Source organism: Homoserinibacter gongjuensis (genome assembly GCF_030161875.1).
Classification (GTDB): Bacteria; Actinomycetota; Actinomycetes; order Actinomycetales; family Microbacteriaceae; genus Homoserinibacter; species Homoserinibacter gongjuensis.
In genome coordinates this window covers 2972405-2998033 of the sequence record NZ_BSVA01000001.1, presented here as the reverse complement: position 1 = coordinate 2998033, position 25629 = coordinate 2972405, and the positions used below count along the sequence as shown (strand labels likewise).

The window sequence follows — 25629 nt, the reverse complement described above, 5'->3', positions numbered from 1 at the left end:
TATCCGACAGAATGGGGGCATGACCGACGACGCGCGACACCTGCTGGTGGTCGCCCATACCGGCCGCGCCGACTCGCTCGAGGCGGGCATCCACGTGTGCCGCCGCCTCATCGCGGCCGGAATCACGCCGGTGGTCTCGGATGACGAGCTCGCCGACCTGCGCGAGGCGGCCCCCGACCTGCAGCCGCTCGCGCTGCTCGGCGTGGACGTTCCACCGTCGGCGCTCGAGCTCGTGATCGTGCTGGGCGGCGACGGCACGATCCTGCGCGCCGCGGAGCTCGCGCGGGGCTGCGATGCGCCGCTGCTGGGCGTGAACCTCGGACATGTCGGATTCCTGGCCGAGGCCGAGCGCGAAGACCTCGATGAGACCGTGCAGCGGGCGCTCGACGGCGACTACGTGGTCGAGGAGCGCATGGCGCTCTCCGTGCGCGTCAAGCGCGGCCGCGAGGTGGCCTACGAGACCTGGGCGCTCAACGAGGCGACGGTCGAGAAGGCGAGCCGTGAACGCTCGCTCGAGGTCGTCGTCGAGGTCGATCAGCGCCCGCTGTCGACGTTCGGCTGCGACGGCCTCGTGATGTCGACGCCCACCGGCTCGACGGCGTACGCCTTCTCGGGCGGCGGCCCCGTGTTGTGGCCGGGCCTGGAGGCGATCCTCGTGGTGCCGCTCGCCGCGCACGCGCTCTTCGCGCGGCCGCTCGTCGTCGCCCCCGACTCGCCCGTCGCGATCGAGCTGCTCGACCGCTCGCAGGGCAGCGGGGTGCTGTGGTGCGACGGTCGACGCACCTTCGAGCTTCCGCCGGGGGCGCGTGTCGTCATCCGGCGCTCGTCCAAGCCCGTGCGACTCGCGCGGTTGACGCCGCGTCCCTTCGTGGACCGGCTCGTGAACAAGTTCGCACTTCCGGTGGACGGATGGCGGGGCCCGGCCTCCGAGTCGGCCGCCGCGGAGGAGCGGGGCCGCGCGTGATCGAGGAGCTCTCCATCCGCGACCTCGGGGTGATCGGCGAGGCCCGCCTGCCGCTCGGGCCCGGGTTCACGGCGGTCACGGGCGAGACGGGCGCCGGCAAGACGATGGTCGTGACGGCGCTCGCGCTGCTGCTCGGCGAGCGAGCGGATGCCGGCGCGATTCGCGCAGGCAGCGCGCAGGCCGGGGTCGAGGGGCGCTGGCTCGTTCCCGACACCGGCAGCGTGGCGGAGCGTGTGCGCGAGGCCGGCGGCGAGCTGGACCCGATCGGGGATGGCCGCGCGGAGCTCATCCTCGCCCGCACCGTCTCCGCCGAGGGACGCAGCCGTGGCGTGGTCGGCGGACGCTCGACCCCCGTCGGCGTGCTCGCCGAACTGGGCGGTCAGCTCGTCGTGGTGCACGGCCAATCCGACCAGTTGCGCTTGCGATCGGCGACGGCTCAGCGCGACGCGCTCGACGCATCCGCGGGACCCGACCATGCAGCGCTGCTCGGGAGCTACGCCGAGGCTTACCAGAACTGGCGTGCGCTCGCCTCCGAGCTCGAGGTGCTCTCGCTCGACCGGGAGACGCGAGCGCGCGAGGCCGAGCAGCTGCGCCAGGACCTCGAGGAGTACGCGGAACTCGCCCCTCAGCCGGGCGAAGACGAGGAGCTCCTGGCGCGCGCCGAGCGCCTCGGCAACCTGGAGGATCTGCGGCAGGCGGCGACGCTCGCGCAGGAGGCGGTCTCGGCCCAGTCGGGGAGGACCACCCGGATGCCGTGGGGCTCGTCGAGGAGGCGCGCCGCGCGCTCGCCCGCGTCGTCGACCATGATCCCGCCCTCGTGCCGGCACGCGACGGGCTCGATGCGGTCTCGTTCCAGCTCGCGGAGGTGTCGGGGGAGCTCTCGCGCTACCTCGGCGGCCTCGATGTCGACGGCGCGCGCGAACTCGAACTCGTGCAGGAGCGCCGTGCCGCCCTCGCCGCCTTCACGCGCAAGCACGCCGCCCCGCTCGACGAGGTGATCGCGACGCTCGACCAGGCCGGCCTTCGGCTCATCGAGCTCGACGGCGACGACGACCGCATCCGCAGCCTCGAGACGGAGGTGGAGGAGGCGCTGCAGCGTGTGGAGCAGCTCGCAGAGCGCGTCACGGCAGGACGTCGCGCCGCGGCAGAGACGCTCGCCGACCGCGTGTCGGCCGAGCTCGCCGCGCTCGCGATGCCCGATGCCCAGCTCGTGGTCGAGGTCGACGACACCGAGCTCGGAGCCCACGGGCGCGACCGTATCGCCTTCCTGCTGCGCCCGCATCCGGGTGCCGAGCCGCGCCCGCTCGCCAAGGGAGCGTCGGGCGGTGAGCTCTCGCGCGTGATGCTCGCGCTCGAGGTCGTGCTCGCGGCGGGCGGCGTCGTGCCGACCTTCGTCTTCGACGAGGTGGATGCCGGCGTGGGCGGGGCCGCCGCGATCGAGATCGGGCGGCGGCTGGCACGCCTCGCCGAGACCGCCCAGGTGATCGTCGTCACCCACCTCGCGCAGGTGGCGGCGTTCGCGGGCAACCACCTCGTGGTCGAGAAGGACAGCAACGGACGCGTGACCGCGTCGAGCGTGCGTCGTGTCGACGACGACGCGCGGGTCGCCGAGATGGCGCGTCTGCTGTCGGGTCTGCCGGATTCCTCGACGGGCCTCGAGCACGCCCGCGAGCTGCTCGAGTTGGCGCACAGCTGACGCGACACGCCGAGCGCTCCACCTCGCGAGCCCGTGAATGGGAGTGTCGCAGCGCGCACCCGGGTTCGTGACATATGCTGAAACCCCGTGGTGAACAATCCCGGATCAGCCGTTACCAAGCACATCTTCGTCACCGGGGGCGTCGTCTCCTCGTTGGGTAAGGGCCTCACCGCCGCGAGTCTCGGTAATCTGCTCACCGCACGCGGTCTGCACGTCGTGATGCAGAAGCTCGACCCGTATCTGAACGTCGATCCGGGCACGATGAACCCCTTCCAGCACGGCGAGGTCTTCGTGACCGACGACGGCGCCGAAACCGACCTCGACATCGGCCACTACGAGCGCTTCCTCGACATCGAGTTGAGCCAGGCCGCGAACGTCACGACGGGCCAGATCTACTCGACCGTCATCGCCAAGGAGCGTCGCGGCGAGTACCTCGGTGACACCGTGCAGGTGATTCCGCACATCACCGACGAGATCAAGCGGCGCATGCGTCTCCAGGCCACCGAGCAGCCGGCGCCCGACGTCATCATCACCGAGATCGGCGGTACGGTCGGCGACATCGAGTCGCAGCCCTTCATCGAGGCCGCGCGCCAGGTGCGCCACGAGCTCGGGCGCCACAACGTCTTCTTCGTGCATGTGTCGCTCGTGCCGTACATGGGCGCCTCAGGCGAGCAGAAGACCAAGCCCACGCAGCACTCGGTCGCGGCGCTGCGTTCGATCGGCATCCAGCCGGATGCGCTCGTGCTGCGCAGCGACCGGCCCGTCTCCGAGTCCAACAAGCGCAAGATCGCGCTCATGTGCGACGTCGCCGAGCGCGCCGTCGTGAACGCGATCGACGTACCCTCGATCTACGACATCCCGACGATGCTCAACGAGCAGGGACTCGACGACTACATCATCGAGGAGCTCGGGCTCGAGGCGAAGGCAGGCGAGGTCGACTGGAGCGGCTGGTCGCAGCTGCTGACGGCCGTGCACGAACCCCGCCACGAGGTGACCATCGCCCTCGTCGGCAAGTACATCGACCTGCCCGACGCCTACCTCTCGGTCACCGAGGCGCTGCGCGCGGGCGGGTTCGCCCACCAGAGCAAGGTGGCGGTGCGCTGGGTTCCCTCGGATGAGTGCGAGACACCCGAGGGTGCCGCCAAGATGCTCGCCGACGTCGACGGCATCTGCGTACCCGGTGGTTTCGGGGTGCGTGGCATCGAGGGCAAGCTCGGCGCACTCCGCTTCGCGCGCGAGAACGGCGTGCCGGTGCTCGGCCTGTGCCTCGGCCTGCAGTGCATGGTGATCGAGTACGCGCGGGATGTCGTGGGGCTCACCGGCGCGAGCTCGTCGGAGTTCGACCCCGACACCGAGTACCCCGTGATCGCCACGATGGCCGAGCAGATCGACATCCTCGAGAAGGGCGATCTGGGCGGCACGATGCGCCTCGGCCTCTACGAAGCGCGCCTCGAGCCCGGTTCGATCGTCGCGGAGGCCTACGGCACCGACGTGGTGCACGAGCGCCACCGCCACCGCTACGAGGTGAACAACCACTACACCGAGCGGATCGCCGAGGCCGGGCTCGTGTTCTCGGGCACGAACCCCGAGCACGGGCTCGTGGAGTTCGTGGAGCTGCCGCGCGAGGTGCACCCGTTCTACGTGGGCACCCAGGCGCACCCGGAGCTGCGCTCGCGACCGAACCGTGCGCATCCGCTGTTCCGTGGGCTCGTGGGCGCCGCCCTCGATCGCCAGAACGCGACCCGCCTGTTCGAGGTCGAGGGTGCGGGCGAGGGCGCGGGCGAGACGGCTGTCGTGGCCGAGCCCGCCGAGGTCTGAGCCGGTGACGCCCGCCGAGCGCGCGGCACTGCTCACGGCTCCGCTCGCCGACCTCGCCGACGCTGCCGAGGTGGTGGCGTCCGATGTCGTCTACGAGGGACGCGTCTGGGATGTGCGCCGCGACCGCTTCCGCTTCGGCGGCGCGGAGATCGAGCGCGACTACGTCGATCACACGGGCGCGGTCGCGGTGCTCGCGCGCGACGCGGACGACCGGGTGCTGCTGATCAACCAGTACCGGCATCCGATCCGCTCGCGTGACTGGGAACTGCCCGCGGGGCTGCTGGATGTGGAACACGAGGATCCGCTCGCCGCGGCCCAGCGCGAGCTCGCCGAGGAGGCCGATCTCGAGGCGGCCGAGTGGAGCGAGTTGCTGACCTTCGCGACGTCGCCGGGTGGCAGCGACGAGACGATCCGCGTCTACGAGGCCCGCGGCGTGTCGGCGACCGCCGAGGCGTTCGCACGCACCGAGGAGGAGGCGGAGCTCGTGCTGCGCTGGGTGCCGCTCGCCGAGGTGGTGGAGGCCGCGCTCGCGGGCCGCATCCACAATTCGATCCTGCTCGTCGCGGTGCTCGCCGCTCATGCCCGCGGTTGAGCTCGAGCGGCACCTCGACCGCTACCTGCGCCACCTGTCGATCGAGCGCGGGCTCTCGGCGAACACCGTTGCGGCGTACCGGCGCGATCTGACCGCCTTTCTCGCTGCGCTCGCCGCGCGCGGGATCACGGATGCCGCCGCGCTCGATGCGGACGTCGTGCACGGGTACGTCGTGAGCCTGCGCGACCGGCCGACCCCGTTGTCGCCGAGCTCGACCGCGCGGGTCATCTCGTCGATCCGCGGGCTGACGCGATTCCTCGTCGAGGAGAACGTGATCGCTCGCGATCCGGCCGAAGCACTCACCGCGCCCAAGCAGCCCAAGCGTCTGCCGAAGGCGCTGAGTCACGCGCAGGTCGAGGCGCTGCTGGCGGCGACCGATGGCGACGACGCCGTGCGGATGCGCGACAAGGCGCTGCTCGAGCTGCTCTACGCGACGGGGGCGCGCGTGTCGGAGGCGGTGGCTCTGGACGTCGACGACCTCGTGGGTGCCGACGGCACGCCCGAGCTCATCCGCGTGATCGGCAAGGGCGACAAGCAGCGCATCGTTCCGGTCGGATCGTTCGCGCGGGCCGCTGTCGAGGCCTACCTCGTGCGGGCGCGGCCGCTGCTCGCCGCGGGTCGGCGTTCGACCCCGGCGCTGTTCCTGGGTGCTCGCGGTGCGCGGCTGAGCCGCCAGAACGCGTGGCTCATCATCCGTTCCGCCGCCGAGCGCGCCGGCATCACGGTCGAGGTGTCGCCGCACAGTCTGCGGCACTCCTTCGCGACCCACCTGCTGGCGGGGGAGCGGATGTGCGGGTCGTGCAGGAGCTGCTCGGCCACGCATCCGTCGCCACGACGCAGCTGTACACGCACGTGAGCATCGACAGCCTGCGCGACGCTTACCAGCAGTCCCACCCCGCGCGCGCTGACCCCAGACCTCGCGCGCGGGAGCCGTAATTCAACTTCTGGTTGAGGGTGAGGTGAACCGCGCGGGGCCGCCTGTCGCCGCCGGGAGCGTCGCGAGGCCGGACGTAGACTCGCCGCATGACAGCGCAGCGGGAGGCCACTGAACTCGCCGGGCTCGAAGACCTGGGCGTCGAGCTGGGACCCACCGGCCGACCGCTCACCGTGTTCCCCGAGCCCCCGGCTCTGAAAACCCACGGCCCGGCGCGGGTGATCGCGCTCTGCAATCAGAAGGGCGGCGTGGGCAAGACCACGACCACGATCAGCCTCGGCGCCGCGCTCGCGGGCTACGGTCGGCGCGTGCTCGCCGTCGACTTCGACCCGCAGGGCGCGCTCTCGGCGGGTCTCGGGGTGCAGACCCACGACGTGCCGACGATCTACGACCTGCTGCTCGGGTCGACGAAGGATGTCGCGGCCGCGATCCGTCCCACCAACACGCCGAACCTCGACGTCATCCCGGCCAACATCGACCTCTCGGCCGCCGAGGTGCACCTCGTGAACGAGGTCGCGCGCGAGCAGATCCTCGCGCGCGTGCTGCGTCAGGTCACCGCCGACTACGACGTCGTGCTCATCGACTGTCAGCCCTCGCTCGGGCTGCTCACGGTCAACGCGCTCACCGCGGCCCATGGCGTGCTCATCCCGCTCGAGTGCGAGTTCTTCGCGCTGCGCGGGGTGGCGCTGCTCGTCGAGACGATCGACAAGGTGCGCGATCGGCTCAACCCGGCGATCGAGCTCGACGGCATCCTGGCCACGATGTACGACCCGCGCACGCTGCACTCGCGCGAGGTGCTCGAGCGCGTCGTCGAGGCCTTCGGCGAGAAGGTGCTCGAGACGGTCATCAACCGCACGGTCAAGTTCCCGGATGCCTCGGTCGCCGCGACCCCGATCACCGCGTTCGCGCCCGATCACCACGCGGCCGAGCAGTACCGCCAGCTCGCGCGCGAGCTCGTGCACCGCCACGCCGTGGCCTGACCCCCGGTCGTTCTCTGCCAAACGCTGCAGCGTTCGGCCGCGCGCGCCACGGATGACTGGGTCACCTGGGCAGACGCTGCAGCGTTTGGCGACAAACTAGACTCGCGGCTATGCGGGAGGCGGCGGAGACTGTCGAGGCGGTCGACGAGACGCCCGGGTTCCGGCTGACGCTCAGCAACTTCGACGGGCCGTTCGATCTGCTGCTCTCGCTCATCACGAAGCACGAGCTCGACATCACCGAGGTCTCGCTCTCGAAGGTCACCGACGAGTTCATCTCCTACCTGAAGGGGCTCGACAGCGCCGACGAGCTCGACCAGGCGAGCGAGTTCCTCGTGGTCGCCGCGACGCTGCTCGACCTCAAGGTCGCGGGGTTGCTGCCCCAGGGCGAGCTCGTGGATGCCGAAGACGTCGCGCTGCTCGAGGCGCGCGACCTGCTGTTCGCGCGACTGCTGCAGTACCGCGCCTTCAAGGAGGCCGCTCGCTGGTTCGAGGGGCACCTCGACGCGGAGTCTGGTCGGCACGCGCGCTCGGTGCGGCTCGAGGAGAAGTACCGTCGGCAGACCCCGAGCTCGTCTGGACGCTCAGCCTGCACGACTTCGCGGCACTCGCCGCCCTCGCGATGGCGCCGCGCGAGATCCCCGTCGTGGGGCTGGACCATCTGCACGCGCCGCTCGTCAGCATCCGGGAGCAGGCGGCCGTCGTCGTGACGCTGCTGCGCTCGGGGCAGGCGACGACCTTCCGCCAACTCGTGGCGGGCGCCGAGCAGCGCGGAGTCGTGGTCGCGCGCTTCCTGGCCGTGCTCGAGCTCTATCGGCACGCCGCGATCGCCTTCGAGCAGCTCGAACCGCTCGGCGAGATCACCCTGCGCTGGACCGCGGCGCACTGGAACGACGACCAACTCGCGACCCTGGGGGCCGACTATGACCGATGAGACTGAGCTCGAGCGGCGACTCGAGGCGATCATGCTCGTGGCCGACGAGCCGCTGCCGCTCGTGACGCTCGCGACGGCACTCGGCGCGCCCGTGCCCGCGGTGCGGCAGTCGATCGAGCGACTCGTGGCCGACTACGACGGCCTCACCCCCGAGGGAACACCGTCGGGCGGCCCGCGTCGCGGTTTCGAGTTGCGCGAGGTGGGGGCGGATGGCGTCTCTACGTGCGCGCCGAGCACGACGACATCGTGCGCGACTTCGTGCTCACCCAGAGCCCCACGAAGCTCTCGCAGGCCGCGCTCGAGACGCTCGCGGTGATCGCCTACAAGCAGCCGATCGCCCGCAGCTCCATCGCCGCCATCCGTGCGGTCAACGTCGACTCGGTCGTGCGCACGCTGCTCGGACGCGGCCTCATCACCGAGTCGTTCACCGACGCCGAGACCGGCGCGATCCACTACGAGACGACGCCCCTGCTGCTCACGCAGCTCGGCATCAACTCGCTCGACGAGCTGCCGCCCATCTCGCCCCTGCTGCCCGACGGTGCCGAGGGCTTCGAGGAGCTCGGAGCTCGATGACCGACCGGAACGACGCGTCGGCCCAGGGCGTCAGCCCATCGTCAGCTCAGGGCGAGCGCCTCCAGAAGGTGCTCGCGGCCGCGGGGTCGCGTCCCGTCGCGTGTGCGAGCAGTACATCGTCGCGGGCCGCGTGCGCGTCAACGGACGCGTCGTGACCGAGCTCGGCACCCGCATCCATCCGCAGACCGACCGGGTGGAGGTCGACGGCACGCCCGTGCAGCTCGACACGGCCAAGCGCTACCTCATGCTCAACAAGCCGCGCGGCGTCGTGAGCTCGATGTCGGATGAGGGTGGCCGGCCCGATCTGGCCCGGTACGCCGAGCAGGCGGGCGAGCGGGTCTACAACGTCGGCCGGCTCGACGCCGAGACCACCGGACTGCTCGTGCTCACCAACGATGGCGAACTCGCGCACGTGCTCGCGCATCCGTCGTTCGGGGTCGAGAAGACGTATCTCGCGACCGTGCGCGGCGTCGTCAAGGCCGAGACGCTGCGTCGTCTGCGGCAGGGCGTCGAGCTCGACGACGGCCTGATCGTCGCCGATCGGGCGCGCATCGTGGGCGAGCCCTCAGGCGGCCGCACGATCGTGGAGATCACCTTGCACTCCGGGCGCAACCGCATCGTGCGCCGCATGCTCGCGGCCGTGGGGCACCCCGTGATCGAGCTCGTACGCCGCCAGTTCGGCCCGCTGCGACTCGGTTCGCTCGGCGTCGGCCGGATGCGCGAACTCACTAAAGTGGAGGTCGGCGCGCTGCTGTCGCTCGTGCGCGACGCCGACGCCTCACGACAGGACCCCGATGACTGACCGCTCCGCTGCAGACCGCCGTCTGACCGAGCAGGTGCGCGTCGTCGGCTCCGGACTGCTCGGCGCGAGCATCGGACTGGGACTCTCGGCGAAGGGTGCCGAGGTGATCGTCGATGACGCCTCGCCCTCGACCCGCAGTCTCGCGATCGCCTACGGCGCGGGTCGCGCGCCCGCCGCCGACGACACCCCGGGTCTCATCGTCGTCGCGGTGCCGCCGGACGTCGTGGCGGATGTCGTGGCCGCCGAGCTCGAGAGGTTCCCGGAGGCGCTCGTCACGGATGTCGCGAGTGTCAAGCTCGCGCCTCTCGAGCAGTTGCGCGCTCGCGGAGCCGACCTGTCACGCTACCTGGGCTCGCATCCGATGGCGGGACGCGAGCGCGGGGGAGCCGTTTCGGCACGCGCCGACCTGTTCGTGGGTCGCCCGTGGATTCTCGCGGGCCACGAGGGCATCAGCTACCGCCGCGCCGCGGCGATCGAGCACATGGCACTCGACCTGGGCGCCGTGCCGGTCGAGATGGATGCCGCGGTGCACGACCGCAGCGTCGCGCTCGTCTCGCACGCGCCGCAGCTCGTCGCGAGCCTGCTCGCGAGCCGCCTGCGCGATGGCTCGGGGACGGCGCTCGGACTCGCGGGCCAGGGGCTTCGCGACACCACGCGGATCGCGGGGAGCAACCCGGAACTGTGGGTGCAGATCCTGGGGGCGAACGCCGCAGAGGTGGCCGCCGTGCTGCGGCCGCTGCGCGACGAGCTCGATTCCCTCATCGCGGCTCTCGACGATCCGGAGGCCCCCGCCTCGCGCCGGGCGATCGCCGAAGCACTCGTCGCGGGCAACGAGGGCGTCGCCCGCATCCCCGGCAAGCACGGCCAAGACAAGCGTTTCGCCTCGCTCGTGGTGAAGATCGACGACAAGCCCGGCGAGCTCGCCCGCCTGCTCACCGAGATCGGCGAGGAGGGCGTCAACATGGAGGATCTGCGGCTCGAGCACTCGCCCGACACGCGCGTGGGCTTCGCCGAGATCTCGGTGCTGCCTGAGGCCCTGCAGCCGCTCGCGGCGGCGCTCGAGCAGCGCGGTTGGACCCTCATGGAGGCCGAGCGATGACGTCCGACGCCGGTCGCGCCACCGGCCCCGTGGTCGTCGCCGTCGACGGCCCCGCGGGCTCGGGCAAGTCGAGCGTGAGCAAGGCGGCCTCGCGCGCGCTGGGCTTCGCGTTCCTCGACACGGGGGCGGCGTATCGCGCGCTCACCTGGCTCGCGCTCGAGCACGGCATCGACACCGCCGATGCCGCGGCGGTCGTGGCCCTGCTCGACGACTTCGCGTATGCCACGGAGGTCGACGACCGTGGTACGCACGTGCGGGTGGGCGACGCGGACGTCACGACCGCGATACGCGAACCGCGGGTGTCGGCTGTCGTGAGCGACGTCGCGCGGGTGCCCGAGGTGCGCACCGCGTTGAACGACGCGTTCCGCCGACTGATCGCGGCATCCGCTGCGCCCGGCATCGTCGTGGAGGGGCGCGACATCACGACCGTGGTGGCCCCGGATGCGCCGGTGCGGATCCTGCTGACCGCGGATGAGAAGGTGCGCATCGCGCGCCGCTCGGCTGAGCTCGCTCCCGCAGCGGCGTCGACGGCCGAGCAGCTGCGCGAGCGCGACCGCCGCGACGCGCAGGTGGTGGACTTCATGGCGGCGGCGCCGGGTGTGACGACGATCGATTCCACCCATCTGAACTTCGACGAGACGGTCGCAGCCGTCGTCGATCTGGTCCGATCTCAAGAAAAAGCTAATATCACACCGATATAAGCTAAAATTGCCGCATGGATCAGGTCGTCGCGATCATCGCCGACATCGTGGGCTCCCGGGAGCTCGACGATCGAAACGCGGCGCAGCTCGAACTCGAGCGCGCCTTCGCCCGGCAGCACGAGGTGGCGCCCCTGCTCGAGCCCTTCCTCCCCACCGTGGGAGATGAGTTCCAGGCCGTCGCCGCTGACATCCCGGCGGCTCTGCGCGCCACTCTCGCGGCGCGCCTCGCGTTCCCCGACGGGGTCGACTGCCGCTTCGGCCTCGGCCTCGGCGACTCGCGCGAGGTCAGCAGCAGCCGCCCCGACGACATCCGTGACGGTTCGGCCTGGTGGCGCGCGCGCGAGGCGATCGAGACGGCCCACCGACGCATGGATGCCGGGCGCACGACGGTGCGCACCTGGTACGTCGCCGACGCGGCCGGCCCGGCATCCGACGACACCGTCGCGACCGTCAACGCCTACCTCGTGATGCGCGACCACGTCGTGTCGCGCATGAAGCGCCTCGACCGTGAGCTCACCTTCGGCCAGCTCGCAGGCGAGACCCAAGTTGAACTCGCGCGCCGACACGGCATCAGTCAGTCCGCCATTTCGCAACGCCTCGAACGGTCGGGCGGATCCGCTCTGCTCGCGACCGTCGACCTCACGGGAGGGAGTCCCCGATGATCGAAGCCGCCATCCTGCTCGCCGCGGTCGGAGCCGCCGACCTGGTGCGGGCACTCGTCGCGCGACGAGTGCCGAGCATCGTGCTGGGTGCGCTCGTGGGTACCGCCGTCGCGGTGCTCGGTGCCGTACTCGCGGGCGCGGCGACCTGGGCGGCGGTGGTCGTCGTCGTGCTGCTCGCACTCTGGCTCTGGGCGATGACGCCCGAACCGGGCGACGAGCCCGAACGGATCTGGCCCGCGCTCGTCGTGCTCGTGGCGGCGGCGATCGCGGCCGCGGGGTTGCCGCCCACGGGTGCACCGCATCCGGCCATCACCGCCTGGTACGCCACGACCGCCCCCGGCGAGGCCGGCATCGCCTGGACCACAGCCCTCGTCACGCTCGGCGTCGTGCTGTTCCTGTTGCGCAGCACCAACCTGCTCGTGCGCGCGGCCATCAACTCGCGTGCCGCTGCCCGCGCCTCGAGTGCTGCCGAGGTGGCGGGCCGCCCGTCGCTGCCCTCCGGGGCGGAGGGCTGGCGGGTGCGGATCGGACGCCGGCCGGTGGCGGATGTCGAACGGGTCGCGGCATCGGGGCGGGGCGCACCGCAGCTGGTCGGCGGACGGGTGATCGGGCCCATCGAGCGTCTGCTGCTCATCGGCCTCGGGCTGGCCGGGGAGCCGCCGTCATCGCAGCACTCGTGGCGGCCAAGGGGGTCGTGCGCTTCCCCGAGATCTCGGCAGATCGCGGCACCGGCGCCAACGCCGAGACCTTCCTCGTGGGCAGCCTCACGAGCTGGGCGGTCGCCGCCGGAGGGGCGTTGCTCATCTGGGGAACGCTCGGATGATCCTCCCGGCCGGCGGCTGACAGAATAAGAGGCCGTGCCGGCAGATCGTCCGGTGCACGAGGAGGAGAGCATGTCCGACATCGACCGTTCGGGTGAGACGCCCGACGACGCCGACGCCTTCGGCGACATCGATCCCGGCCTGAGCGACCGCCTCGCGGAACTGGACGACGATCTCGCCGAGCAGCGTGCGGCATCCCTGCGCGCGGGGCTCGGCGACTACGAGCTCGACGACGAGGACCTCGAACTGCTCGAGGGCTCCGAGGCCGGCCCCGACGGCATCACCTACCTGCCGGCGCTGCCGGTGCTCGCGATCGTCGGGCGACCGAACGTGGGCAAGTCGGCGCTCGTGAACCGCATCCTGGGCCGCCGTGAGGCCGTCGTCGAGGATGTGCCGGGCGTCACGCGCGACCGCGTCTCGTACAAGTCGGAGTGGCTCGGGCGCCGTTTCACGGTCGTCGACACGGGCGGCTGGGAGCCGGATGCCTCGGGCATCAACGCCTCGGTCGCGGCCCAGGCGGAGGTCGCCGTCGATCTCGCCGACGCCGTGCTCTTCGTCGTCGACATCAACGTGGGCGCGACCGCGACCGACGAGCACGTCGTGCGGATGCTGCGCGCGGCGAAGAAGCCCGTGATCCTCGTGGCGAACAAGGCCGACGACGCCATCAAGGACCCGCAGGCGGCCGAGCTCTGGGCGCTCGGCCTCGGGGAGCCGTGGCCCGTCTCGGCGCTGCATGGGCGTGGCGTCGCCGACCTGCTCGACCACGTCATGACGGTGCTGCCGGAGGTGTCGACGGTCGCCAAGCAGGAGATCGGCGGACCGCGACGTGTCGCCATCCTCGGACGTCCCAACGTCGGCAAGAGCTCGCTGCTCAACAAGGCCGCGGGCGAGGAGCGCGTCGTCGTCAACGAGCTCGCCGGCACCACGCGCGACCCGGTCGACGAGCAGATCGAGCTCGCGGGGCGCATCTGGACCTTCGTCGACACGGCCGGCATCCGCAAGCGGGTGCACCTCCAGCAGGGCGCCGACTTCTACGCCTCGCTGCGCACCGCAGCGGCGCTCGAGAAGGCCGAGGTCGCGGTGGTCGTGATCGACGTCACGGAGCCCATCTCGACGCAGGATCTTCGGATCGTCGACCTCGTGCTCGAGTCAGGGCGTGCGCTCGTGCTCGCCTACAACAAGTGGGACCTGCTCGACGACGACCGCCGTCGCTACCTCGAGCGGGAGATCGAGCAGGACCTCGGCCACGTCTCGTGGGCGCCGCGCGTGAACATCTCAGCGCGCACCGGTCGCCACCTTGAGAAGCTCGTGCCCGCCCTCGAGACGGCTCTCGACAGTTGGGACACGCGCATTCCCACCGGCAAGTTCAACGCCCTGCTCGCCGAGCTCACGGCCGAGCACCCGCACCCCGTGCGCGGCGGCAAGCAGCCGCGCATCCTGTTCGGCACCCAGGCCTCGACGCGCCCGCCGACGTTCGTGCTGTTCACCACCGGCTTCCTCGACCCGCAGTATCGCCGATTCATCCAGCGGCGGCTGCGCGAGGTCTACGGTTTCGAGGGCACCCCGATCGTGGTGAATATGCGCGTACGGGAGAAGCGCCGCCGTTAAGGCGGGCGGATGCGGGAGAAGCGCCGCCGCTAGGGCGTCGGGGTTTCGAGACGCCGCCTGCGGCGGCTCCTCAACCACCTCGACGGTCAGCTGGTTGAGGAGCGCCCGGCGAAGCCGGACGCGTCTCGAAACCGGCGCCCCCTACACCGCCGCCTCGGCCACCTCGGCTTCCTCGATGGTGGGCTCGTCGGGCTCCCGGCCCGGCAGGAGCAGGCTCGCGAGCAGTGCCAGCACCGCGACCCCGGTTGCGACCCAGAACGTCACGTGGAAGGCGTTCACGGCATCCGCGGGGCTCGCCGCGCCCGTCGTGAGCTCGGTGAGAACGACGGCGAGCACGGCGGTGCCGAACGCTCCGCCGATCTGCTGGGAGATGCGCGTGATCATCGTGGCCTGCGGGATCTCATCGTGGCTGAGTCCCGTCATCGACACGGTCATGAGGGGGATGAGCACGGTGCCGAGCCCGAGCCCGCGCACGACGAGTACGGCTGACAGCCACACGTTCGAGGTGTCGGCGTCGGCGAGGGCGAAGGGCACGGTGCCGATCGCGATGAGGGCGAAGCCGATCACGGTGAGCGCGCGGGCGCCGATCCGGTCGAGCAGGATGCCGGCGAGGGGACGCGCCGCGAGCGAACCCACTCCCTGGGGGATGAGCAGCAGCGCGGCCGCGAGCACTGTCTCGCCGCGCAGCGCCTGCCAGTAGAGCGGCAGCAGCAGCATGGCGCCGTAGAGGGCGGCGCCGGCCAGCCACAGCACGAGCGATGCGCTCGCCAGGGTGCGACGCCCCAGCATCCGCAGGTGCACGAGCGCGCGCTCGCGCCGCGTGATCGACCAGAACACAAAGCCGACCGTGAGGGCGGTGCCTGCGATGAGCGGCAGCAGCACCTCGGAGCGGACCACCCCGCCTCCGGACTCCACATTCGAGAGCCCGAGCAGAATGAGCGCGAGCCCGGGGGCGAGCAGCACGAGCCCCACGATGTCGAGCTTGGCGGGGCGACGGCGAGCCGAGTCGTCCGGCAGACGCCACGCCGCGAGGGCGATGCCCACGAGCACGACCGGCACGTTCACGAGGAACATCCACTGCCAGCTGAGCCCGTCGAGGATGGCGCCGCCGATGACCGGACCGACGATCGGCCCGAGTGCGATGGGCACCGTCACGACGGCCATCATCCGTCCCAGGCCCTTGGTGCGCCCGCCCGCGGCCTGTACGGCGAGCGATTGCATGAGCGGGAACATGATGCCGCCGCCGAGGCCCTGCACGATGCGGAAGGCGATGAGGCTCGTGGCGTCCCACGCGAAGGCGCACAGCACCGAGCCGAGCAGGAAGAGCGCGAGGGCTGCGATCCAGAGTCGTTTGCCGCCGAAGCGAGCCTGCGCCCAGCCGGTGAGCGGGATGGCGACGGCGAGGGCGAGCAGGTAGCCGGTGGAGACCCACTGGATCGTCGAGACCGGCTCGTCGAACTCGCGCGCGAGCGTGTCGATGGCGATCGCCACGATCGTGGAGTCGAGGATGGCGGCGAACCCGCCGATGATGAGCACCCAGGCGGTGGTCATGACGCCCGGTGGCAGGCGCGGGGTGTCGGCAGGAGCGGATGCGGGTGAGCCGGTCATGGGGGAGTCCTCGGAGTGGAGTCGGATAAGAGACAGAAGTGACTCTTGGGAAGATACGCTTGTGCGATAAGATACGCAAGTGGATCTTGAAAACCCCGCTCCGAAGGCGACGCGACGACGCGGCGCCGAACTCGAGAACGCGATCCTGGAGGCAGTCTGGGACCAGCTGACCGAGCAGGGTTACGGCGGACTCACCTACGAGGCGGTGGCCGCCCGTGCCCGCACGAGCCGGGCCGTGCTGTACCGCCGCTGGCCCACGCGCGAGGCTCTCGTGCGCGCCGCGGTGCGCCATCTGGGGGCGCGTGCGCCGCGCATCAGCCCGGACACCGGGAGCCTCCGTGAGGACGTGCTCACGACGCTGCGGTACTCGAACGAGACGCGACTGGGCATGTGGGTCGTGCTGAGCGTGCAGCTGGCGGGCTTCTATGCCGAGACCGGCATCACCCCGGCGCAACTGCGCCTCGACATGATCGGCGACGCGCCATCCCCTTCCGCGCGGCGATCAAGCGCGCCGTGGAACGCGGCGAGGCGCGCCCCGATCTTCCCGAGCGCGTGCTGCGGGTGCCCTTCGATCTGTTCCGCTCCGAGGCGATCCTGCGCCTCGGGAAGGTGCCGGAAGAGGACCTCGTCTCGATCGTCGACGACGTGTTCCTGCCCCTCGTGCGCCCGGTGCCGGGCCCGGACGACTGATCGGGACCTCGGACCTGTCGCGCGGCCACCGCATCCGCCAGGATCGGAGCATGGCCGGCATCGAGAACGCGAAGCTCAGCATCATCGGCGCCGGGGCGGTGGGCACCTCTCTCGCCTACGCGGCGCTCATCCGCGAGTCGGCGCGCGAGGTCGCGCTCTACGACATCGACGCCCGCCGCGTCGAGGCCGAGGTACTCGACCTCGCGCACGGCACGCCGTTCACCGGCGCCTCGCGCATCACGGGTGGGGCGGAGCTGGATGTCGTGGCCGACTCGAACGTCGTCGTCGTCACCGCGGGTGCCAAGCAGAAGCCGGGGCAGACGCGTCGGGAGCTTGCGGGTGTCAATGCGGGCATCATCCGCGACCTCATGCCGCAGCTCGTGGAGCGTGCGCCGAACGCGGTGTTCGTGATCGTCTCGAACCCGTGCGACGTACTCGCCGTGGCCGCCCAACGCTTCTCGGGCCTGCCGACCTCGCGGGTGTTCGCCTCGGGCACGGTGCTCGACTCGGCGCGCCTACGACGACGGCTCGCCGACCGACTCGAGATCGCCCCGTCGAGCGTGCACGCCATGATCATCGGCGAGCACGGCGACTCGGAGTTCGCGCTGTGGTCGCAGGCGCGCATCGGGCCGGTGCCGCTGGATCATTGGGATGCCGGCGACGGCCCCTCGCGCGCGCGGAGCTCGACAGCATCGCCGAGGAGGTCATGAACGCGGCCTACACGGTGATCGCGGGCAAAGGTGCCACGAACTATGCGATCGGGCTCTCGGGGGCGCGCATCGTGGAGGCGGTGCTGCGGGATGAGGGTGCGGTGCTGCCCGTCTCGAGCGTGCTCGAGGGCTACCACGGCATCAGCGGTGTCGCCCTGTCGGTGCCGAGCGTCGTGGATGCCTCGGGTGTGCGTCGCGTGATCGAGGTGCCGCTCGCCGACGAGGAGCGCGAGCGGTTGCGGACGTCGGCGGGCGCCATCCGCGCGTCGCTCGAGGCACTCGGGATCGATTGAGGCGCTCAGCCCACCGGCACCTGCTGCGGTGCGTTCGGTGCACGCGACCCTGGGGCGTCGTCGCGGCGTGAGCCGACGGCGCGCAGCGCGGCGAGGATCGTCACGAGGTCGACGAGCTCTTGGAGCAGCGCCCCGACCGTGGCCGGGATGAGGCCGAAGCTCGCGACGATCATGAGCGCGACCGAGACACCGATGCCGATCCAGATGCTCTGCAGCGCGACCCGCACGGTGCGGCGGCCGATGGTGATCGCATCGGCGACGCGCGAGATGTCGTCGACCAGCACCACGACATCCGCCGATTCGCTCGCCGCGGTCGCGCCCTTGGCACCCATCGCGACGCCCACCTCGGCTGCCGCGAGCACGGGGGCGTCGTTGACGCCGTCGCCGACCATGACCACGGGGCGTTCGTCGAGATGCTGGATGGCCGCGACCTTGTCGGCGGGGAGGCACTCGGCCTGCACCTCACTGATGCCGAGTGCGGCCGCCACGTGCTCGGCCGTCTCGCGCGCGTCGCCGGTGAGCATGAGGGTGTGACGGATGCCGAGGGCGTCCAGGCGCGCCAGCATGCCGGGAGCCTCCGGGCGCACGACGTCGCTCGCGAGGATCGCTCCCGCGTACCGGCCGTCGATGGCGGCGTAGACGGCGAGCTCGCCGGGTGCGATCGGGGTGCGCACCGCATCCGGCGCGTGCTCGGCCACGAAGGCGAATTTGCCGACGACGATGCGGCGGCCCGCGACGACGGCTTCGACGCCGTTGGTGGCGACCTCGCGGGCGCTCTCGGCTCCCCGCCTGACGAGTCCGCGGGCGTCGGCGGCGCGGAGGAAGGATGCGGCGAGCACGTGCGAGGAGTACTCCTCGGCTTCGGCGACCGCGGTGAGCAGCTCGTCGGAGGAGATGCCGCCGCTCGGGCGGATCTCGGTGATCTCGGGGGTGCCGCGGGTGAGGGTGCCCGTCTTGTCGAAGGCGACGGTGCGCGCGCGGGCGAGCTGCTCGAGCACGGCGCCACCCTTCACGATGAGCCCGTTGCGGGCGGCCCGGCTCATGCCGCCCACGAAAGCGACCGGGGCGGCGATGAGCAGCGGGCACGGCGTGGCCAGCACGAGTACCTCGGCGAAGCGGTTGGGCTCGCCCGAGACGAGCCACGCCACTGCGGCGAGGGCGAGCGAGAACGCCGTGAAGGGAACGGCGTAGCGGTCGGCGAGCCGCACGACGGGAGCGCGGCTCTCGGAGGCCGCGGCGACGAGCGCGACGATCTGCTGGTATTGACTCGCGGATGCCGTCGCACTCGCTCGCAGCTCCACCGCCTGCACACCGTTGACCGAGCCGGAGAGCAGGGTGTCTCCTGCGACCTTCTCCACGGGGATGCTCTCGCCGGTGAGCGAGGACTCGTCGACGGTCGTCGTAGGTGAGAGCAGCACTCCGTCGACGGGAACGACCTCGGACGGTCGGATGAGCACGACGTCGCCGACCACCACCTCGTCGACCGCGACATCCGCGAAACCGCCGTCGCGCTGCACGCGGGCCCGCTGCGGAGCGCGCGCGAGCAGAGCATCGAGTTCGCGCTTGGCGCGGCGGTTGGCGTAGTCCTCAAGCGCCTCGCCGCCGGTGAGCATGAGCACGACGACGAGCGCGGCGATGAACTCGCCCACGAGCACCGTCGCGATGATCGCGGTGATGGCGAGCACATCGAGGCCGAACTCGCGGCGCAGAAGCTGTCGCACCATGCCCACTGCCTGCCACGCCGCGATCGCGAGCGCGTAGCCGCCGAAGATCCAGGGCACGAGGGCGCCTGCCCCGGCGAGGGCGAGCACGATGCCGAGCGCGCCCACGACGAGGGTCGCGCTGACGGCCCAGTACCGCCTGGCCAGACGCAGCAGACGACGCACGGTGCGCCGCTCAGGCCTTCGCGGCTTTGGCTGCCGCCTTCGCGGCTTGCTTGGTGGCGCGCACCTTGGCGAGCGACTCGGCATCCACGATGTCGGCGACGGAGCGGTAGCTGCCGGGCTCGGCGTAGTCGCCTGCAGCCCGCTGCCACCCCTCGGCGTCGAGTCCGTACTGCTTGCCGAGCAGCGCGAGGAAGATGCGGGCCTTCTGGTCGCCGAAGCCCGGCAGCGTCTTCAGGCGTTTCAGCACCTCGGCACCGTCGGGGTCGCCCTCGCGCCAGACCGCTGCGGCGTCCCCGTGCCAGTCGTCGACGACGGTGCGGCAGAGCGTCTGCGTGCGGGCAGCCATGGATCCGGGGAAGCGATGGATGGCGGGGGACTCCTTGAAGAGTTCCGCGATGGCCTCCGGATCGGCGTCGGCGATCGCCGCCGCGTCGAGGGTGCCGCCCATCCGGGTGCGCAGCTTCTCGGGGCCGGCGAATGCGGTCTCCATCGGCACCTGCTGGTCGAGCAGCATCCCGATCAGCAGGGCGAGGGGGCTCTCGGAGAGCAGGCGATCGGCATCCGGTTCGCCGGTGAGGTGCAAGGTGGGCATGACCCCATGTTTTCAGCCTCCGACGTAACGCGCCAGGTGCTGTCCGGTGAGGGTCGACTCGTCGGCGACGAGCTCGGCGGGGGTGCCCTCGAACACGACGCGTCCGCCGTCGTGTCCCGCGCCCGGACCGATGTCGACGATCCAGTCGGCATGCGCCATGACGGCCTGATGGTGCTCGATCACGATGACCGACTTGCCCGAGTCGACGAGCCGGTCGAGCAGGCCGAGCAGCGCTTCGACATCCGCGAGGTGCAGACCCGTCGTGGGCTCGTCGAGCACGTAGATGCCGCCCTGCTCGGCCATGTTGACGGCGAGCTTGAGCCGCTGCCGTTCGCCGCCCGACAGGGTCGAGAGCGGCTGGCCGATGCCGAGGTAGCCGAGACCGACGTCACTCAACCGCTGCAGGATGGCGTGCGCCGCAGGGATGCGCGACTCACCCTCGGCGAAGAAGGTGAGGGCCTCGGAGACCGGCATCGCGAGCACCTCGCTGATGTCACGACCGCCAAGCTTGTACTCGAGCACCGAGGAGTCGAAGCGGCGGCCCTCGCAGACCTCGCAGAGCGTCTCGACGCCCGCCATGACACCCAGGTCGACGTAGATGAAGCCGGCGCCGTTGCAGTTCGGGCACGCGCCCTCGGAGTTGGCGCTGAAGAGCGCGGGCTTCACGCCGTTGGCCTTCGCGAACGCCTTGCGGATCGGCTCGAGCATGCCGGTGTAGGTGGCGGGGTTGCTGCGTCGCGACCCGCGGATGGCGCCCTGGTCGACCGTGACGACTCCGTCGCGCCCGGAGACGGAACCGTGGATGAGCGAACTCTTGCCGGAACCGGCGACGCCCGTGATCACCGCGAGCACCCCGAGGGGCAGATCGACGTCGACGTTCTGCAGGTTGTGGGTCGACGCACCGCGGATCTCGAGCGTGCCCGTGGGCGTGCGCACCGTCTGCTTGAGGTGGGCGCGGTCGTCGAGGTGGCGACCGGTGAGGGTGTCGGCGCGCCGCAGCTCGTCGACCGTGCCCTCGAACACGATCTCGCCGCCCGCCGACCCCGCGCGCGGCCCCAGGTCGACGACGTGGTCGGCGATCGCGATCGCCTCGGGCTTGTGCTCGACGACGAGCACCGTGTTGCCCTTGTCGCGCAACTGCACGAGCAGCTCGTTCATGCGCTGGATGTCGTGCGGGTGCAGCCCGACCGTGGGCTCGTCAAACACGTAGGTGACGTCGGTGAGCGCCGAGCGCAGGTGCCGGATCATCTTGGTGCGTTGCGCCTCGCCACCCGAGAGGGTTCCGGATGCGCGGTCGAGCGAGAGGTAGCCGAGGCCGATGTCGACGAAGGAGTCGAGCAGCTGCCGCAGGGTCTCGAGCAGGGGAGCGGCGCTCGGTTCGTCGATGCCGCGCGCCCAGGCGGCGAGGTCGCTGATCTGCATCGCACACGCGTCGGCGATCGAGATGCCGGCCACCTTCGACGACCGCGCCCCCTCGTTGAGTCGTGTTCCGTGGCACTCGGGGCAGGGTTGGAAGGTGACCGCCCGCTCGACGAAGGCGCGGATGTGCGGCTGCATGGCATCCGGGTCTTTGGAGAGCATCGACTTCTGGATCTTGGGCACGAGACCCTCGTAGCTGATGTTGATGCCGCTGATCTTGACCTTGACGAGCTCTTTGTAGAGCAGGTCGTGCAACTCGGTGTCGGTGAAGTCGCGGATGGGCTTGTCGGGGTCGAAGAAGCCCGACTCGGAGTACATGCGCGTGGCCCAGCCGTCGGCGGTGAAGCCGGGGATGGTGATCGCGCCCCCATTGAGCGACTTGGATGCGTCGTAGAGCTGGGTGAGATCGATGTCGTTGACGGTGCCCATGCCCTCGCAGCGCGGGCACATGCCGCCGAGCTGGGCGAAGTCGCGCACGACCTTGGTGGTGCCGTCGCCCTTCTCGATCGTGATCGCGCCCGAACCGTGCACCGAGGGGATATTGAAGGAGAACGCCTGCGGTGAGCCGATGTGCGGCTGACCGAGGCGGCTGAAGAGGATGCGCAGCAGCGCGTTGGCGTCGGTGACCGTGCCGACCGTGGAGCGGGAGTTGGAGCCGAGGCGCTCCTGGTCGACGATGATCGCGGTCGTGAGGCCTTCGAGCCGGTCGACGTCGGGGCGGGCGAGGCTCGCCATGAAGCCCTGCACGAAGGCCGGGTAGGTCTCGTTGATCATGCGTTGCGATTCGGCCGCGATCGTGCCGAACACGAGCGAGCTCTTGCCGGAGCCCGACACGCCGGTGAATACCGTGAGGCGGCGCTTCGGGATGTCGAGGCTCACGTTCTTGAGGTTGTTCTCTCGCGCCCCGCGTACGCGGATGAGGTCGTGGCTGTCGGCGATGTGGTCGGCAGGCTGCTGCGTCATGCGAGAGACGCTACCGGCCGACGCGGACAGCGGGCTTCCTCAATCCTGATCGATTCCGACGGACCGCCCTGCCCGGTCACGCGCTGGCGGGCGCGACGGCATACTCCCGGCCGAGGTAGCTCGTCCAGGTAAGGTGCCCCGGCTTGTCTTGTCGCACGCGCCATCCGCCGTGGTGCTTGAGGGTGTGGTGGCCGCGCGAGAGGTGGGCGAGGTTGTCGTGGTCGGTAGGCCCGTCGTGCGCGTGCCAATCGCGGGTGTGGTCGATGTCGCATCGGCGAGCGCTGATGCCGCACATCGCGAAGGTGCAGGTGTCGTCGCGCAATCGCAACCATCGTCGCAGTGGGTCGGGTACCCGATAGCTGGTTCTCGACATCGAGAGCGAGATGCCGGTCTCGGGATCGGTGAGCACCCGGTAGAGGGTGGGAGCTTCGGCGGTGAGCCGGCGGGCGGTGACCGCGTCGATCGGGCCGACCCCTTCGAGCATGCCGGGCTCGGTGCCACCGAGCAGCGTCATGACGGGCACCGTCACCAGGACGGTCGGCACGATGCCGGAGAAGCTGCCCAGCTCGGTCTCCTGGATGTGCGCCGCTTCCTCAGCGGTGAGGTCGAGGGCTTGCAGCTGCGTGCGGGAGAGGCCGAGCGCACTCTGACGCTCGAGCAGCGCGTCGACCATGAGATCGGCGCGCAGTTGGGTGATCGTGCGCGGGTCTCCGTCGGCCTTTTCGCGCGCTGCGGCCTCGCAGACGCGCTCATAGATCGCAGCCACCTCGACCGCGCCCGTGTACAGCATCAGGCACCCCATGCCGTCGGCCAGAGGATCCATGGTCACCGAGCGCCGTGTGCGCGCCTCCGCGGCACGTTGCGGCATGGTCTCGGGTCGGCGCTTCTCACGGAGCTTGCGCACGCGCCGCCGGAACTGCGCCGCGGTCGTCGTCGCCGCGGTACCGAGCGCGACGCGTTCGACGGCCGCGCGGTCGTCCGCGTCGAGGCCCGCGGTCTCGTCGACGAGCGCCTGCGCGTGCCGGTACGAGTAGCGCCCCTCGGCGAGTCCGGCGAGTGTCGCCGGCAGGTCGCGCGTCAGAATCTGCGCCTCACCGCAGAGACGTTGCACGCTCTGCTCCGGCATCCGCAACCCGCAGGCGAGTTCCGCGTTGCGTGCCCGTTCTCTGAGCGCCGACCGGTCGGTCGGGTAGGCCGCCGTGAAGGCTTCATCGAACGCGACGAGGGCCTCGGTGCGCACCGCCATGAGCGCGTCGATCTGCGCCTGCACCTCGATGACACGGCTCAGTGCGGCATCCGCCTGGGCGATGGCATCGAGTCGTTCTTCCATGAATCGAGACCATCGCGAGCCACCGACATCCGCTGGCCGAAACGGGGGCGAATCGGGTCGCATCCACCGGCCGCTCGACGGTTGTTACCGACTTGTGACCATCTCTGGGCCCGGGGCTCGTCAGAGCCGGGTGAGCGCGTGCACCTCGCGCGGCGCGAGCCTGTCGCGCCCGCCGAGGCCCTCGAGTTCGAGCACGACGGTCGTGCCGACGAGCTGCCATCCGGCCCGTTCGATGAGGCGTTGCGATGCCGCGAGGGTGCCCCCGTGGCGAGCACGTCGTCGACGAGCAGCACCCGGGTGCCGGCCGGCAGCTGCTCGGCGTGCAGCTCGAGCGTCGCCTGGCCGTACTCGAGCGTGTAGCTCTCGCCGAGGGTCGTGCCGGGCAGCTTGCCCGCCTTGCGGATCAGCAGCAGCCCGTGCCGCGAACGCGCCGCGGCCGCCGCGGCAAGGGCGAACCCGCGTGCCTCCACGCCCGCCACGACGTCGTAGCGGCCCGCAAAGGGCGCGACGAGCGCATCCGTGACCGTCGCGAACGCCTCGCCGTCCGCGAGCACGGGGGTGAGGTCGCGGAACTGGATGCCGGGCTCGGGAAAGTCGGGGATGGTGCGGATGAGGCGGTGCAGGTGCGCGGCGGCGTCGGTCACCCGCCCAGGCTACGCGGCCCGCGTGCCGACTGCGCCTCGCGACCGTGCTGCCGAGGACCGTGGCCCGCGAGGTAGCGGCGATGCGCCGCCATGGCAGCGGCACGGAGCGTGCGGTAGTAGCCGACGAGCTGGCGGTCTGCCGAGCGCTCGGCCCACGTGACGGCGCGGTAGCCCTGCTCGCCGCCGAGCTCGAGCAGCCGGATGATGCCGTACGGCCAGCCGTCGGGTGCCGTCATGGTCCAGGTGCCGACGGGCCCCTCGACGGCGGCGAGCAGCGGATGCCATTCGCCCCGATAGCCGGACCGCGCGCGTTCGGCAGCGTCGAGCCCGTCTTGCGGGTCGGCGTTGATGACCATGGTGCTCCCTCGTCGAGAGCAGGCCGGCCCCTGCGCGCACGATCCTACGTCGGTGGTCCGACGGCGTCAGCCCCCGCTCCTGCTGTCAGCTGGTTGAGGAGCGGCGCGCGCAGCGCGACGCGTCTCGAAATCGGCGTCACCCGCGCCCCTCGACGACCGCCCGCACCCGCTCGACGATCTCAGCATCCCGCGCCACGATCCGTGCCTCGCTCACGCGTGTGGACGCGTCCGCGATCGTGCCGACGGCGACCTGGATCGCATCCTCGAGCGGCCAGCCGTAGATGCCGGCGCTGATGAGGGGAAACGCGATGCTGCGAGCCCCCAGCTCGTCGGCGACCTCGAGCGCGCGCCGGTAGCACGAGACGAGCAGTGTGCGGTCGCGCTGGCCTGCCGCGTGATTCGGGCCGACCGTGTGGATGACCCACTGTGCGGGCAGGCGTCCGGCGGTGGTCCATCCGGCATCCCCGGTGGCCAGGCCCTCGGGGAAGCGCTCGATGCAGTCGCGCAGGATGTCGGGGCCGCCCGCCCGGTGGATCGCGCCGTCGACCCCGCCGCCGCCGCGCATCGCATTGTTCGCGGCGTTGACGATCGCGTCGACACGCTGTTCGGTGATGTCGCGATGCACGACGATGAGTTCGGCCATGACTCCAGTGTGCGCCTCGGTTACGCTGACGGCATGTCGCGCGTGACCGCACCATCCGTGAAGCCGGGGAGAAGCTCGCCGGCCCGGCCTCGTACTTTCCCAGCATCGAGAAGACCTACGGTCACCCGATCCAGCACTGGCTCGATCTGGCCGCCGACCGCCTCGCCGAGCATCCGCACATGCAGGTCGTCGACTGGCTGAAGTCGGCGCACGGCCTGGGGCACGGCCACGCGAGCGCGATCGTCGCGTACGTGAAGGCGCAGCTCGCCTGACGCGCGCTGGTCACGAGCCGTGCCGCCGACAAGGTAATGTAA

At 71.0% G+C, this 25629-nt stretch carries 18 protein-coding genes and 8 pseudogenes; 18 read left to right on the top strand and 8 right to left on the bottom strand.

The window, feature by feature from the left end:
• Positions 1 to 19 precede the first annotated feature (19 nt).
• The 14 genes and pseudogenes from QQK29_RS16040 (at position 20) to der (ending at position 14181) form a co-directional block, all read left to right on the top strand.
• On the top strand, positions 20 to 964 hold the full coding sequence (locus QQK29_RS16040; protein ID WP_284301638.1) for an NAD kinase: 945 nt from the start codon (positions 20 to 22) through the stop codon (positions 962 to 964).
• Positions 961 to 2660, top strand: a pseudogene (recN, locus tag QQK29_RS16035) (DNA repair protein RecN). Before QQK29_RS16040 ends, recN begins: the two are co-directional and overlap by 4 nt.
• An 87-nt stretch (positions 2661 to 2747) precedes the next feature.
• Positions 2748 to 4478, top strand: coding sequence for a CTP synthase (gene pyrG / locus QQK29_RS16030; protein WP_284301637.1), 1731 nt, complete (start codon positions 2748 to 2750; stop codon positions 4476 to 4478).
• Between the two features lie 4 nt (positions 4479 to 4482).
• Positions 4483 to 5070: an NUDIX domain-containing protein gene (locus QQK29_RS16025; protein ID WP_431308744.1), complete on the top strand. Its 588-nt coding sequence runs from the start codon at positions 4483 to 4485 to the stop codon at positions 5068 to 5070.
• A pseudogene (gene xerD / locus QQK29_RS16020) lies at positions 5057 to 6006 on the top strand (site-specific tyrosine recombinase XerD). The gene QQK29_RS16025 and the pseudogene xerD overlap by 14 nt, the downstream one beginning before the upstream one ends.
• 87 nt (positions 6007 to 6093) lie before the next feature.
• On the top strand, positions 6094 to 6984 hold the full coding sequence (locus QQK29_RS16015) for a ParA family protein (protein WP_284301636.1): 891 nt from the start codon (positions 6094 to 6096) through the stop codon (positions 6982 to 6984).
• 110 nt (positions 6985 to 7094) lie between these two features.
• A pseudogene (locus QQK29_RS16010) lies at positions 7095 to 7915 on the top strand (segregation and condensation protein A).
• A pseudogene (scpB, locus tag QQK29_RS16005) lies at positions 7905 to 8488 on the top strand (SMC-Scp complex subunit ScpB). The pseudogenes QQK29_RS16010 and scpB overlap by 11 nt, the downstream one beginning before the upstream one ends.
• Positions 8485 to 9290 (top strand): annotated as a pseudogene (locus tag QQK29_RS16000) (pseudouridine synthase). The pseudogenes scpB and QQK29_RS16000 overlap by 4 nt, the downstream one beginning before the upstream one ends.
• Entirely contained in the window at positions 9283 to 10389 is a 1107-nt protein-coding gene (locus QQK29_RS15995) for a prephenate dehydrogenase (protein WP_284301635.1), read from the top strand. The pseudogene QQK29_RS16000 and the gene QQK29_RS15995 overlap by 8 nt, the downstream one beginning before the upstream one ends.
• Positions 10386 to 11090 carry a (d)CMP kinase gene (gene cmk / locus QQK29_RS15990; RefSeq protein WP_284301634.1) on the top strand — a complete coding sequence of 235 codons (705 nt, stop codon included), beginning with the start codon at positions 10386 to 10388 and terminating at the stop codon, positions 11088 to 11090. Before QQK29_RS15995 ends, cmk begins: the two co-directional genes overlap by 4 nt.
• Before the next feature lie 14 nt (positions 11091 to 11104).
• Complete coding sequence (locus QQK29_RS15985; RefSeq protein WP_284301633.1) at positions 11105 to 11752, top strand: SatD family protein; 648 nt, start codon at positions 11105 to 11107, stop codon at positions 11750 to 11752.
• Positions 11749 to 12603, top strand: a complete 855-nt coding sequence (locus QQK29_RS15980; RefSeq protein ID WP_284301632.1) for a hypothetical protein — start codon at positions 11749 to 11751, stop codon at positions 12601 to 12603. Before QQK29_RS15985 ends, QQK29_RS15980 begins: the two co-directional genes overlap by 4 nt.
• A 42-nt stretch (positions 12604 to 12645) precedes the next feature.
• Positions 12646 to 14181, top strand: coding sequence for a ribosome biogenesis GTPase Der (gene der, locus QQK29_RS15975; RefSeq protein WP_284301631.1), 1536 nt, complete (start codon positions 12646 to 12648; stop codon positions 14179 to 14181).
• Positions 14182 to 14322: 141 nt separating this feature from the next.
• On the opposite strand, the gene QQK29_RS15970 is transcribed toward der, so the two are convergent.
• Positions 14323 to 15789: an MDR family MFS transporter gene (locus QQK29_RS15970; protein WP_284301626.1), complete on the bottom strand. Its 1467-nt coding sequence runs from the start codon at positions 15787 to 15789 to the stop codon at positions 14323 to 14325.
• 79 nt (positions 15790 to 15868) lie between these two features.
• On the opposite strand from QQK29_RS15970, the pseudogene QQK29_RS15965 reads away from it, so the two are divergent.
• From QQK29_RS15965 to QQK29_RS15955, 3 genes and pseudogenes are all read left to right on the top strand, one after another.
• Positions 15869 to 16012 (top strand): annotated as a pseudogene (locus QQK29_RS15965) (hypothetical protein); the annotation flags it as partial.
• 167 nt (positions 16013 to 16179) lie between these two features.
• Positions 16180 to 16479, top strand: a complete 300-nt coding sequence (locus tag QQK29_RS15960; protein WP_284301625.1) for a TetR/AcrR family transcriptional regulator C-terminal ligand-binding domain-containing protein — start codon at positions 16180 to 16182, stop codon at positions 16477 to 16479.
• A gap of 50 nt (positions 16480 to 16529) precedes the next feature.
• A pseudogene (locus QQK29_RS15955) lies at positions 16530 to 17482 on the top strand (L-lactate dehydrogenase).
• A gap of 5 nt (positions 17483 to 17487) precedes the next feature.
• Here the strand turns inward: QQK29_RS15955 and QQK29_RS15950 are convergent.
• From QQK29_RS15950 to QQK29_RS15920, 7 genes and pseudogenes are all read right to left on the bottom strand, one after another.
• Complete coding sequence (locus QQK29_RS15950) at positions 17488 to 19368, bottom strand: heavy metal translocating P-type ATPase (protein ID WP_284301624.1); 1881 nt, start codon at positions 19366 to 19368, stop codon at positions 17488 to 17490.
• 10 nt (positions 19369 to 19378) lie between these two features.
• Positions 19379 to 19960 carry an HhH-GPD-type base excision DNA repair protein gene (locus QQK29_RS15945; protein ID WP_284301623.1) on the bottom strand — a complete coding sequence of 194 codons (582 nt, stop codon included), beginning with the start codon at positions 19958 to 19960 and terminating at the stop codon, positions 19379 to 19381.
• Between the two features lie 12 nt (positions 19961 to 19972).
• A complete protein-coding gene (locus QQK29_RS15940; protein WP_284301622.1) occupies positions 19973 to 22342 on the bottom strand; it encodes an ATP-binding cassette domain-containing protein in 2370 nt (789 codons plus the stop codon).
• Between the two features lie 76 nt (positions 22343 to 22418).
• Complete coding sequence (locus tag QQK29_RS15935; protein ID WP_284301620.1) at positions 22419 to 23672, bottom strand: HNH endonuclease signature motif containing protein; 1254 nt, start codon at positions 23670 to 23672, stop codon at positions 22419 to 22421.
• A gap of 120 nt (positions 23673 to 23792) precedes the next feature.
• Positions 23793 to 24316 (bottom strand): annotated as a pseudogene (locus QQK29_RS15930) (adenine phosphoribosyltransferase).
• Positions 24313 to 24672, bottom strand: a complete 360-nt coding sequence (locus tag QQK29_RS15925; RefSeq protein ID WP_284301619.1) for a hypothetical protein — start codon at positions 24670 to 24672, stop codon at positions 24313 to 24315. Before QQK29_RS15925 ends, QQK29_RS15930 begins: the two are co-directional and overlap by 4 nt.
• Positions 24673 to 24808: 136 nt before the next feature.
• Positions 24809 to 25315 (bottom strand): O-acetyl-ADP-ribose deacetylase, encoded by a 507-nt coding sequence (locus QQK29_RS15920; RefSeq protein ID WP_284301618.1) that lies wholly within the window; start codon positions 25313 to 25315, stop codon positions 24809 to 24811.
• Between the two features lie 53 nt (positions 25316 to 25368).
• Here QQK29_RS15920 and QQK29_RS15915 point away from each other — a divergent pair, with 53 nt between their 5' ends.
• Positions 25369 to 25587 (top strand): DUF4287 domain-containing protein, encoded by a 219-nt coding sequence (locus tag QQK29_RS15915; RefSeq protein ID WP_284301996.1) that lies wholly within the window; start codon positions 25369 to 25371, stop codon positions 25585 to 25587.
• Positions 25588 to 25629 lie beyond the last annotated feature (42 nt).